Genomic DNA, 11,816 nt, shown 5'->3' with positions numbered 1-11,816 from the left:
TCAGTTCAGCAGCATTTTGATTGTTGAAGATAGTAAAGGACGACGCGAAATTATTTTAGACGGGTCAGTCTACTCAATCGGACGTGATCCAAAATGCGATATTCGCTTATCGTCTCAGTTTGTCTCGCGTCACCACGCGACTTTAGTACAGCTGCCCAGGGACGACGAAACTTTTTACTACCGGATTGTAGATGGCAACCTGAAAGGCAAACCCAGCGCCAACGGTATGCTAATCAATGGCCGTAAAATTCAGGCACACGACCTCAAAAATGAGGATGAAATTGTTTTTGGGCCTCAGGCAAGAGCTATTTACTATCAGCTCAGACGTGACTCTGGATCAACGCTACCCCCTGATGAGTTCGACATCACTTTGATCAGCCCCAACATGATTGACGAAGCCGACGAGGGCGACACCGCAGGGCACTAATGAACTATCCCTGTCATTGGGGTGGGCTAATCTAGCCTGAGTTCAGATGAGCCAGTTTGAGGTTTTGCCCCCTTAGGAAGCTTGAGCCAGCACAATGGCTTGATTGACAGCTTCGAAAACTTGCTGACAGTGGTTGTCGGCATGTAGCGGTAGCTCCTCATTTTTAACCACTAAATTGACCCGCGCTTCGCTTTGGCCTGCTAAAGGCGGATTGATCAAAACTTCAACAGTGGTTAGCTTAGCAAACGAAACCTGCCCTGGCTTTTCTTTGGCCACCAGGTAGTCGGCTGTCTCGTAGACTAAGTTGAGGTCGCAAGCGCGCAGCGTCTCGGCTAGCGATTGCCGCAGCGTCGGCACAGAACCAGCTGATGTGAATAAGTTGGTATAACGAGCCATAAGAATCTAAATATCAACAAATCATCTAAACTCAGGGAACAAACGAGGGTCTAACCAGGGAAACAATGCCCTATAGAGCCAACAGAGAGACAATATGCCTAATTTACCTCTTTAAGACTAGCTTCTGATCACCAGAGACAACAAACCTGCATCTACCCATATTCTCCGAAAAAACGATACAGTCTCAGGAAAGATTCTCTAAATTGGCAGCGTTTTTCTTTTTTGAGCTTGAAGCCCTACAATTTTGATTGCAGAACAGGCGCGTCACGCGGCGTCTACTAATTTACTTAGTCCTTCACTGGGGGCGGCCATTTAGCTGACCCTTGGAAAGGCTTAGCCACTCTTAAGCTAAAGCAGATGGCTCAAATACTTTTGTGTGTAATATTACTGATTTTCCTCTGTGTTGCAATCTTTCGCCCGAACTTTTGCCCGTAGGCAAGGAATCGCCCAAGATTAGTTTGATCCCGGTTTGGAAGCTGGCTTTCCAGGTGCATCCTTGCTACTCGGCCACAACTTCTGAACTTTAAAATTTTAGATAAATTTCATTTTATGTCGCCACCCGGTAGCCGTAGCCAATGCGGCAACGTTTATTGAACTGACATGCAGGGAAAACTCATTGTTTTTGAAGGAATTGAGGGCTGTGGCAAGACCACTCAGCTGCAATTGTTGTTTGACTGGCTGCAAAGCAGTGCCGAACTGCGATCGCTTCAAGCTAGCCAATTAGTGGCGGGTGTTGTGAAAACTCGCCAGCCAGGGGGCACTTATCTGGGCGCACAACTGCGGCAGATTTTGCTGCAGCCGCAAGACTCAGAACAGATTCAGCCCACAGCAGAGTTGTTGCTTTATGCAGCCGACCGGGCGCAGCATATTGACGAAATGATTCGTCCCTGTTTAGCCGCGGGTTATCTTATCCTCTGCGATCGCTTCACCGCTTCCACACTGGCCTATCAGGGGTATGGCCGGGGGTTAAGCCTTTCTCTCATTGAACAGCTCAATCAAATTGCTACTGGTGGCGTCAAAAGTGATTTGACGCTATGGCTTAAGCTCGATGTTGCAGTTGGCCTAGACCGCACCCGTCAGCGCGGTCTAACCGATAGAATGGAGCAGGCAGATCTGAGCTTTCATCGCCGGGTACAGCAGGGATTTGAGGACTTGGCGCAAAGCAACGCTCATACCACACAGGTTATTGAAGCTAAAGATTCTCAGACCGCGATCGCGCAACACATTCAATCTATTTTGCAGGCCAAACTGAGCCAATGGTATCCGCTGCCTTCGTCTCTCTCATCGGCCAATCCCAAGCCATCGAACTTTTAGAAAGCGCAGTTGCCCAACAGCACGTAGCGCCAGCTTATTTGTTTGTCGGGCCAGAGGGAGTGGGGCGTAGTCTGGCGGCTAGTGCCTGGGCTGAGCAGCTTTTAAGCCCAACAAAATCACCCTCATCCCTACGCCACCGTATTCAACAGCGCAACCACCCTGATCTGTTGTGGGTTGAGCCAACTTATCTGCATCAGGGTAAACGCCTCACAGCAACTGAAGCAATGGATATTGGGCTACGGCGCAAAAGTCCGCCCCAAATTCGTTTAGAGCAAGTGCGGGAAATTAGCCGCTATCTCAGCCGTCCGCCGTTAGAAGCCGAACGAGCCGTAGTGGTTATTGAACAAGCAGAAACAATGGCTGAGTCAGCCGCTAATGGTTTATTAAAGACGCTGGAAGAACCTGGACGAGCCACGTTGATTTTGCTGGCTCCCGATCGCAGTGCGCTGCTGCCGACGCTGGTATCGCGCTGTCAACAGGTTGCCTTTCGTCGCCTTAGTGCTGCCGAAATGCAGCAGGTGTTGACTCAAAGCGGGCAGGCAGAAATTTTGGCGCATCCAGAGATTTTAGCGATCGCCCAGGGTAGCCCCGGTCAGGCGATCGCTAGCTGGCAGCAACGACAGGCTATTCCGGCTGAGCTGTTGCAAGCGCTACGGCAACCACCCGCGACTTTGCGGCAAGCACTCGAACAAGCTCGACACATTGCCAAAACTTTGGAAATTGAGACGCAGCTTTGGCTGGTGGACTATCTGCAGCATCAATACTGGCAAGTTTCAACTACGGCCTCTATCCCTTATTTGCAGCAGCTAGAGCAAGCTCGACAGCATTTGTTAGGCTTTGTACAGCCGCGTTTGGTCTGGGAAGTCACCCTCATGCAGCTTGTGAGATCCTGAAGCGAGCAGGCTGATCTAAGATGAGTTGTTACAGATTGTGATCAGATTTTAGCCATACTCAACGACAAACGAAACTGACCGACACAGGCAGTATCTATGGACGCAAATCAAACTCAAGGGCCATTTAAAAGCAATCTCGTTTGGCTATTGCTAGGGGCTTTGGTTTTTGTGGGTGGAGCAACGTTTTGGACGGCGCGATCGCTGATGGTAGCGCGTCAGGTGGCCTTAGAAGAAGCGGTAGTAGCCCCGCCGCAACAGGTTAGCGTCGCCGCCTTAGGACGAATTGAACCTCAAGGGCAAGTGGTGGACATTGCGGCTTCAGAGGGGGGGCGCATCAGTCGCATTTTAGTGACTGAAGGCGATACTGTTACCGACGACCAAATACTGGCTTATCTCGATCTCTACGAAGTGCGTCTGGCAGAGCGCGATTTAGCTGCTAGTGAACTGGCTGAAGCCCAAGCCTTGCTAGCTGCCGAAACCACCGTCGGACAAACGCGCATTCAAGAAGCCCAGACCCGCTACGCTCAGTCTGATACCCCTCAAACCTACGCCATAGAAGCCCAAGCAGCCACCATCAAAAGCTTAGAAGCCGATCTGACATTGGCACGCACCGATTTGACGCGTTTTCAACAGCTTTATCAACGAGGGGCGATCGCCCGCCAGGAACTCGATCAGCAACAAACCGAGGTCAATCGCCTCCAGGAAGACCTTAATAGCGCCTTAGCCACGCGATCGCAGTTAGAAACCAATCGCCTCACTGATATGCGAAACGCTCAAGCCCAAATTAGCTCAGCCGAAGCCGGACTGCAGCTTTCTCAAGCGCAGGTCAAGGTTGAATCAGCCGCTCAAAACTTAGCGCTAGCCGAAGCTCGTCTAGCCCTCACGCTCATTCGCGCTCCCCAAGCAGGGCAAATTTTAGATGTTTTGGTACAGCCGGGTGAAGCAGTGGGGATGGGAGACGCTCTGATGGCGATGGGCAACACTCAGCAAATGTTTGTTGTGGCCGAAGTTTACGAAACCGATATTGGTTTGGTGCAAGTAGGGCAGTCTGCTCAAATTACCAGCCGTAACGGAGCTTTTGCCGAAACCCTCGTCGGTGTAGTGGATGAAGTCGGGCTGCAAATTTTCAAAAACGATATTTTAGATGATGATCCGGCGGCTAACGCCGATGCCCGCGTTGTCGAAGTCCGCATCCGCATTGATGAAGGCGATAGCCAAGCGGTCGCGAGCCTCACCAACCTCCAGGTAGATGTGGTGATTGATGTCACCGATGAGGATGGATGAACGGCATTCCCCTAGCCTGGTACAACCTGCTACACGAGCGCACCCGCTTGTTGGTTGCGATCGCAGGTGTCTCCTTTGCCGTGCTGCTAATTTTTATGAACCTGGGATTTTTGGGGGCTTTGATTACCACTGCAACCAACTTTTACACCCAGTTCAATGCCGAGATTTTTTTAATTTCACCCCAGTCTCTCGAAATCAGCTCTACTCAACCTTTTCCGATCGAGCGACTATACCAAGTCGCAGGGATTGAGGGCGTTGAAGCCGCTATGCCCCTTTATGCCGACTACATGCTATGGCGCAATCCCGAAACACGCATCAGCCGAGCCATGTTTGTCTATGGCATTAATCCTGAAGATCCGGTGTTTTTAATGCCAGAGCTGCAAACCCCCGCCGCCCAGCAAATCCTCCGGCAGCCGAATGTAGTCTTCATCGACAGCTTATCTCGACCTGAGTTTGGCCCTCAAACCACGGGGCTAGAAACTGAAGCCGACCGTCGCCAAGTCACTATTGGCGGTCAGTACACCCTCGGCGGCGGCTTTGCAGCAGATGGCACGCTGATTATGAGCGATCAAAATTTTCGACGTTTTTTTGATCCCCGACCGCTAGACTTAATTAACGTCGGCTTGATCAAGCTAGCCCCTACCGCCGACATTGACCGCACTGCGGCGGCTTTGCAAGAGCAGTTACCAGCAGATGTACTGGTATTAACTAAAACAGAAATTATTGAGCGCGATCGCAATTTTTGGATTCAAACCACCTCGATTGGTTTCATCTTTAGCTTGGGCGTGGCTGTGTCTTTCATCGTCGGCACCGTTATTGTCTACCAGATTCTTTACACCGACATTCGCGATCATTTACCTGAATACGCCACCCTCAAAGCAATGGGCTATCGCAACAGCTACCTGTTTAAGGTGGTGCTGCAAGAAGCGGTGCTGTTAGCCTTAATGGGCTATGTGCCAGGGTTGCTAGTGTCGCTGGTGCTGTATCAGCTAACGGTGAGCGCCACCGCTGGTAGCTTGCCCATCAGCATGAATCTAGGCCGGGTCATTTTTGTGCTGATCCTTACCGTGCTGATGTGTGGTCTGTCGGGGCTAGCCTCAGTGCGGCGGGCGATGCAGGCTGATCCGGCAGATGTCTTTGCTTAAAAGGGTTAAAGCCGTGTGGAAGCGAACACCATTAGCCATCCTGAATCTAATTCACGATCGCCGCAAGTTTATCACCTCTCTGGGCGGCGTCGGCTTTGCCGTCTTGCTGATGTTTTTATTTACTGGCTTTATGAACGCCCTTTACGACAGCCAGCTACAGCTTTTGAATCAGTTGAATGGTGAAATCGTCATGATTAATCGACTCAAATCTAATATGTTTGTGCCGATTGCTTTTGCTAGACGACGGCTGTACCAAGCTAGAGCCTACGAAGGGGTTGAAGATGCCTACCCGATCTACATTAGCGATGCCAACTGGAAAAATCCAGAAACACGAAAGACGCGTCCGGTCAGAGTCTTAGCTTTCAACTTGGGCGATCCGGTCTTGCTGATGCCAGAAGTCTTAGCGCATTTAGAAGCGCTAAAGCTACCCAATACCGCCATCATTGACACCAAAGCCCGACCAGAAGTGGGGCCAACACAAGTTGGCATTGAAACTGAGCTAGCTGAGCGCCAGATTCGTATTGTCGGTACCTACTCGCTGGGCACCGACTTTGCTTCTGGCAACGGCAACTTAATCATGAGCGACCTTAATTTCTTGCGCTATTTTGCCAATCGCGGCCCCGAAGAAGAAGAACGCAGCTTTGCCACCGCCGATGTGGGTTTGATCAAAGTCCGGCCTGGAACCGACATTGATCGTCTCGTTGGCGTTTTGCAGCAAAACATTCCTAACGACGTTTTAATTTTGCCCCGAGATGGCCCAAGTGGATTTGTTGCCCGCGAGCGAGCCTACTGGCAAGAAAACACCAATATTGGCTTTGTCTTTACCTTGCTGACTGCGATGGGCTTTGTAGTAGGGATTATTTTGGTTTACCAAATTCTTTACACAGACGTAGCCGATCATTGGGCTGAGTATGCCACCCTCAAAGCAATGGGCTATAAAAACAGCTTTTTGTTTGGCATTGTCATGCAAGAGGCGGCGGTGCTGTCGCTGTTGGGATTTATTCCGGGTTTTTTGGTGGCAGCTTTGTTATACACGCTAGCGGGCACCGCCACTGGACTCTTGTTTGAGATGACGCTGCAGCGTATTTTTGCCCTCTATGGTCTGACTTTTGTGATGTGTCTGATTTCGGGGGCGATCGCGGTTCGTAAAGTTCAATCTACTGACCCAGCAGAGGTGTTTGGATGAGAGAGGTCACCGATACTCCTAACCTCCCTACCGCTGCCGTACCAGAGGCGATCGCGGTGCAGATTCGCCATTTGAACTATTACTTTGGTCGGGGCGACTTGCGCAAACAAGTGTTGTTTGACATTAGCTTAGATTTGCCCGTGGGTCAGATTGTGATTATGACCGGGCCATCGGGATCAGGTAAAACGACGCTGCTGACGCTTATTGGCGCTTTGCGCTCAGCACACCAAGGTAGCTTAACCGTCTTAGGCCAAGAATTGGTCGGCTTGGGCAACCGCCAACTGGTTCAGGTGCGCCGCAATATTGGCTTTATCTTTCAAGCTCACAATTTGTTTGAATCGCTAACTGCTGCTCAAAATGTAGAAATGGCGGTAGAACTGCTGGGCAACTTTGATTCTAAACACGAGCAAGCTGTAGAGATCTTGGCTCAAATCGGCTTGAAAGATCGCGTCAATTACAAACCGCAATCGCTCTCAGGTGGGCAAAAACAACGAGTGGCGATCGCGCGGGCTTTGGTCAATCAACCGCGTTTGGTGCTAGCAGACGAACCAACAGCCGCTTTAGATAAAAAATCAGGACGTGATGTTGTCACCCTGATGCAAAAGCTAGCCAAAGAACAGCAGCGAACAATCTTGATGGTGACCCATGACAACCGCATCTTAGACGTTGCCGATCGCATTATTAATTTGGTCGATGGTCGCTTAGAGTCCGATCAAGATTTGGGCAACTTTGTTCAAACCCATGATCCCAAAAGTCTCGATCGCCGCATGTTTATTATGTAAGCCCCTATGCTGATGGAGTTTGCCAACCAGGTACAGCAGCTCACTCATAAAAAAGTCGCTGACTATCTTACCCAAACCCAGCTTTTCAAAGACTCGTTGCGAGTTCATCCCCAACGACCCAAATTTGATATTCTCTACGGCTCGACGATGGTAGAAGTCGAAGTTTTACCCTGGGAAGTGCATCCCTGGGAAACCGCCGACTTAGCGATTGTTCGGGCAACTAGCTGCGTTACCATTGGCAGCAGTCTGGCGTGTGACCTGCTCAAGTTTTTGCTGCTAGAAAATCGTCGTATGCGCTTTGGTGCTTTTCATATTGACGAAGCCGGACAGGTGCTATTTGCCGAAAGCGTACTGGGGGGCGAAAATATGGATCTAATGGAGCTGCAAACCTGCATTCTGTCAGTAGTCACGATTGCCGACACTTATGACGATATCATTGCCGCTCGCTTTGGCGGGCAGCGAGGGATCGATCGCACCTCCGTAGACATTTAGAAAATCTTGCCGCCGAAAAAACAGCGCTTCATAGTCTCTTGAGGCAACAGCAAGCAACAGCAGCTAAGCCCATCTCTTTAGTCACTTTTTGAAATTGCCCGCGCTGGCAGAAGCGTGCGGGTAAAAGCACAACGCCGCTTTTTCCACATCCGTTTAATCCGTTCTCTATTCCAAACGCTCAGCCACCTGCTTTAGCCGCTGCAGTTGAGCTTGCATATCTTGCTGCGTCCACTTGGCTGCAAACGTGTTAAAACCAAAAGCGACAATGGGGTTTGGAACTTTAAACTCAAAGCGATTGAGTAACTGTGTCCCCTGTTCGTGCGGTAAACACTCCCAGCGATCGCGTCCCTGAAAAAATCCTTCAAATTGCCAAACCACCAATCCTGGTTCTCGTTCAACCACGGTACTTATCAACGTGGGCTGAAGCAATGGAACATCGACAATAAAGCGACTTTGGCTACCTAGTGCCGAAGTCCACTCGCCAATCGGCTCGCAGCGCAATGCCGGATTTAACCAGCGATGCATCAGATCTAAATCAACAATGCAGCGCTCAACCGTGGTCGCACTGGCCCGAATAAAAATAGTCTGCTCAAAAACGCGGTTGTCTGGCATCTCTCGCAAGCAGCAGGTCTATCTAAGGCTGGATGACAGCAAGAATCTCAGAAATTACGCTTTTTTATCAGTAAAATTGCTTAATTTCTCTCAGTTCCTTGACGGCAGCCCCTAAAATTCCCACTATTAATGTGAATTCTCGATGAACCCAGGGTTATCCCTTTTTGGCCTCTCTCTTAAGCCTACTTGATTAGAGAAGTTACTTGGGGCTTGTGAAAATTTTGGTTTCACGTCAGTCTTTCACCAGAGGCTAGCCTTTAACTCGTCAGTCTCGCCTTCTTTGACTACAGAACAAAATTCATGATCATGACTCTTCAGACTGCAGCAGAGATTTATTCTGCTTTGCCCATTCCTCCGATCCTTGCCCAAGAGGGTGACACCAATGTTTTTGTCACTCAGCTAGGCAATCGGTTTGGTAGCTTTCTGCCTAATTTGGTCGCCGCTATCCTCATTTTGCTAGCTGGCTGGCTGATTGCGACGATCGCCGCGTCGCTGACCCGTGGCTTGCTCAATCGCACCAACCTGGATGATCGCATTGCCAACATGGTAATGGGACGCGATCGCGATCAAGATGTTCCAGTCGAAAACTGGATTGCAACCGTCGTCTACTGGATCATTTTGATCTTTACGCTGGTTGCTTTTCTTAAAGCCTTGAATCTGACCGAAGTGTCAGAACCGCTGAACAACTTACTACAGCAAATCTTTTTATACCTACCGAGGATTGCCGGAGCAGCGCTGCTGTTAGGGTTGGCATGGCTGATTGCGACTCTAGTTAAGCTGTTAGTGACGCGAGGACTGTCTCGCTTTAACTTAGACGATCGCCTAGCCGAGCAGACCGGGGGCAACACTGGCCCTTTTCTGGTCAATGAGACCATTGGCGATATTCTTTACTGGTTTGTTTTTCTATTATTTTTGCCGCTGATTTTGAGCGCTCTAGAGTTAGAAGGGCTGCTCGAACCCGTTCAAGATTTAATCGATCAGTTCCTCTCAGCAATTCCCCAAATTCTGACCGCACTGCTGGTTCTGGGCATTGGCTGGCTCATCGCCCGGATCGTACGCGGCATTGTCACCAACTTTTTGATCGCCACTGGCATCGATCGCTTAGGCACTCGTTTTGGCCTAGCTGAAACCACTCGCGAAGGGGTAGCGCTTTCAAACCTTATCGGCACGATTGTTTACGTACTGATTCTGATTCCTGTCGCGATTGTAGCCCTCAATGAGCTAGACCTAGAAGCCGTTTCTGCCCCCGCTATTGTTATGTTAGAGCGGGCGCTAGCTGCCGTACCGCAAATCGTGACGGCGGGTTTAATCATTATCATTGCCTACGTGGTGGGGCGCTTTGTTGCAGATTTGGTCAGCAGTATTCTCACCAGTGTAGGGTTCGATCGCATCTTTGGCGTTTTGGGCTTGCCTGAACTCTCAGTATCGGCTGCCAGAGAAGTCCGTACCATCCCTAATACAGAAGGTCAGCCAGAAACGACCGTACAAACACCAGGAAGCACTCCTTCAGAAATTGTTGGCATCATTGTCTTGGTGGGTATTGTCCTATTTGGCATTATTACAGCCACCGAAACCTTGGGCTTTGACCAGCTCACCGACATTGTGCGGGCAATTATGCGAGTATCTGCTCGCGTTCTCAGCGGTGTGGTTGTTTTTGCGATCGGCTTGTACTTCTCGAACCTGGCCTTTAGAGCCATCACCAGCATCAATAATCCTCAAGCCCGCACGTTGGCTCAAGCCGCCCGGATTATTACCATTGCTTTTGTGGGAGCTATGGCTCTACAGCAAGCAGGGGTAGCCACTGACATTGTGAACCTTGCTTTTGGCTTGCTGCTGGGGGCAGTTGCCGTTGCGATCGCGATCGCCTTTGGTCTAGGCGGACGCGATATTGCGGCAGAACAAATGCGTGAATGGCTCAATAGCTTTAAGAACAATCGGCCTTACTAAGCTTTGGCTCAGTTCGTTACTTAAACCTTGCTTGAACCTTAAAACCCCGAATTCCTAATCGCGCCTGAATGCTCGGCGACGATGAAGAGTCCGGGGTTTTATCGCTGCAGGCAAAAGCAGAGACTAGGCAAAATGAAAAACTTTCTGCCTTTAGCTATACATTGCCAAATCTGCTAATGCGGTGCCCGTCACTCGGCAAAGCTGCCATTCGGGTTTAATGTCAGCCCCCATACGTTGATAAAACTCAATTGCAGGCGTATTCCAGTCTAAAACACTCCAGTCTAGCCGCCCACAACCTCGTTCGACCGCTACCTGAGCGACGTGTCGAATCAGGGCTTTACCAATTCCTTGCCCCCGGTAAGCGGGCAGCACAAAAAGATCTTCTAGATACACACCGGGCCTCATCAAAAAAGTCGAAAAGTTATGGAAAAACAGAGCGAACCCAGCAGCCGTTCCCTGCACTCTGGCGACCAAAGCTTCAGCATAGGGGCGATCGCCAAACAAGTGCTCGTGCAAATCAGCCGCAGTGCCAGTAACCTCGTGAGCTAGTTTTTCATACTCAGCCAAAGCCCTAACCAACTCAAACAAAGCCGGGATGTCAGTGGGTGTGGCCGCCTCAATCGTAAGATTTTCTGCCAAGTCAGAAGGATTGTGCATCGTTGCCATCACAAGTTCGTGTACTACCTATCAGCAATCTAATTTTTGCGGCCAACTGCCGCCGCAAATCAACACTAGCGTTAGCATCCCAGTTGAGATAGCTATAGCCGAAACACTCCAATAGCTAAAGCCCCAAAAACTTTTTTTCTGCCCTCTACCTTGAGCTTCAGACAATCCTCAACAGAAGAATCGACAGACAACTTTGCCGAGTATTTGGTGAGCGGCCACAGCGCCAAACACACGGCTATCTTCACTAGCAGCCCTATTGTCGCCTTGAAGTAAACAAGCTCCTTCTGCCGTAACCGCCACCACTCGCTTGATGATGCGAAAGTTAGAGCGCTGGGGATGTAGCGCCACAACCAAATCTCCAACTTGTGGCTGCGCCTGACTATAAGCGGTGGGGTCTAGCAAAACTTCGTCGCCTGGTTGCAAGAGTGGCTGCATCGAGCAGTTGACCACCCGGAATCGTTGACGTTTTTTGAAACACCAAAGCAGCAGATCTAGCCACCTGCTGCTGGGTAAATCGCCTGTCATTTTTGCAACAAATCTGACGAACAAATTGATTGGAAACGATACAAAGTTCTGGGTTATTCCGCTGCCATCAAACTGGCGTCAGAGCTGGATTGCTCGTAGGCCAAAACAACGTAAATTCGTCGATTCTCCCTAGAATGAAAAAAAAGG

At 50.0% G+C, this 11,816-nt stretch carries 13 protein-coding genes; 9 read left to right on the top strand and 4 right to left on the bottom strand.

The features are described from left to right. Positions 1-13 precede the first annotated feature (13 nt). A complete protein-coding gene (locus tag ACTS3T_RS01005; RefSeq protein WP_462934628.1) occupies positions 14-427 on the top strand; it encodes an FHA domain-containing protein in 414 nt (137 codons plus the stop codon). Between the two features lie 72 nt (positions 428-499). Here ACTS3T_RS01005 and ACTS3T_RS01000 read toward each other — a convergent pair whose 3' ends face one another. Then, positions 500-823: a hypothetical protein gene (locus tag ACTS3T_RS01000; RefSeq protein ID WP_377965316.1), complete on the bottom strand. Its 324-nt coding sequence runs from the start codon at positions 821-823 to the stop codon at positions 500-502. 600 nt (positions 824-1,423) lie between these two features. On the opposite strand from ACTS3T_RS01000, the gene tmk reads away from it, so the two are divergent. The 7 genes from tmk (at position 1,424) to ACTS3T_RS00965 (ending at position 7,919) form a co-directional block, all read left to right on the top strand. After that, complete coding sequence (gene tmk / locus ACTS3T_RS00995) at positions 1,424-2,137, top strand: dTMP kinase (protein WP_377965318.1); 714 nt, start codon at positions 1,424-1,426, stop codon at positions 2,135-2,137. Next, the gene (locus ACTS3T_RS00990) at positions 2,080-3,030 is read left to right on the top strand and encodes a DNA polymerase III subunit delta' (RefSeq protein WP_377965320.1); all 951 of its coding nucleotides are present in this window, start codon (positions 2,080-2,082) and stop codon (positions 3,028-3,030) included. Before tmk ends, ACTS3T_RS00990 begins: the two co-directional genes overlap by 58 nt. A 96-nt stretch (positions 3,031-3,126) precedes the next feature. Then, positions 3,127-4,314, top strand: a complete 1,188-nt coding sequence (locus tag ACTS3T_RS00985; RefSeq protein WP_377965322.1) for an efflux RND transporter periplasmic adaptor subunit — start codon at positions 3,127-3,129, stop codon at positions 4,312-4,314. Further along, a complete protein-coding gene (gene devC, locus ACTS3T_RS00980) occupies positions 4,311-5,459 on the top strand; it encodes an ABC transporter permease DevC (RefSeq protein WP_377965324.1) in 1,149 nt (382 codons plus the stop codon). Before ACTS3T_RS00985 ends, devC (ACTS3T_RS00980) begins: the two co-directional genes overlap by 4 nt. 13 nt (positions 5,460-5,472) lie before the next feature. Continuing rightward, entirely contained in the window at positions 5,473-6,645 is a 1,173-nt protein-coding gene (gene devC, locus ACTS3T_RS00975; RefSeq protein ID WP_377965326.1) for an ABC transporter permease DevC, read from the top strand. Further along, positions 6,642-7,427 carry an ATP-binding cassette domain-containing protein gene (locus tag ACTS3T_RS00970; RefSeq protein ID WP_377965328.1) on the top strand — a complete coding sequence of 262 codons (786 nt, stop codon included), beginning with the start codon at positions 6,642-6,644 and terminating at the stop codon, positions 7,425-7,427. Before devC (ACTS3T_RS00975) ends, ACTS3T_RS00970 begins: the two co-directional genes overlap by 4 nt. Positions 7,428-7,433: 6 nt before the next feature. After that, complete coding sequence (locus ACTS3T_RS00965) at positions 7,434-7,919, top strand: T3SS (YopN, CesT) and YbjN peptide-binding chaperone 1 (RefSeq protein WP_377965330.1); 486 nt, start codon at positions 7,434-7,436, stop codon at positions 7,917-7,919. A gap of 165 nt (positions 7,920-8,084) precedes the next feature. Here ACTS3T_RS00965 and ACTS3T_RS00960 read toward each other — a convergent pair whose 3' ends face one another. Next, the gene (locus ACTS3T_RS00960; protein ID WP_377965332.1) at positions 8,085-8,531 is read right to left on the bottom strand and encodes an SRPBCC family protein; all 447 of its coding nucleotides are present in this window, start codon (positions 8,529-8,531) and stop codon (positions 8,085-8,087) included. A gap of 306 nt (positions 8,532-8,837) precedes the next feature. Here ACTS3T_RS00960 and ACTS3T_RS00955 point away from each other — a divergent pair, with 306 nt between their 5' ends. Continuing rightward, entirely contained in the window at positions 8,838-10,478 is a 1,641-nt protein-coding gene (locus tag ACTS3T_RS00955) for a mechanosensitive ion channel (RefSeq protein WP_377965334.1), read from the top strand. Between the two features lie 150 nt (positions 10,479-10,628). Here the strand turns inward: ACTS3T_RS00955 and ACTS3T_RS00950 are convergent, their stop codons facing one another. Further along, on the bottom strand, positions 10,629-11,135 hold the full coding sequence (locus ACTS3T_RS00950; RefSeq protein WP_377965379.1) for a GNAT family N-acetyltransferase: 507 nt from the start codon (positions 11,133-11,135) through the stop codon (positions 10,629-10,631). A gap of 177 nt (positions 11,136-11,312) precedes the next feature. After that, on the bottom strand, positions 11,313-11,669 hold the full coding sequence (sodX, locus tag ACTS3T_RS00945) for a nickel-type superoxide dismutase maturation protease (protein ID WP_377965336.1): 357 nt from the start codon (positions 11,667-11,669) through the stop codon (positions 11,313-11,315). Positions 11,670-11,816 lie beyond the last annotated feature (147 nt).

The sequence above is a fragment of the Almyronema sp. genome (assembly GCF_052168255.1).
Classification (GTDB): domain Bacteria; phylum Cyanobacteriota; class Cyanobacteriia; order Phormidesmidales; family Phormidesmidaceae; genus Sphaerothrix; species Sphaerothrix epifaneia.
The sequence above is the reverse complement of the archived record's forward strand: the minus strand, read 5'-3'. Positions and strand labels throughout refer to the sequence as shown.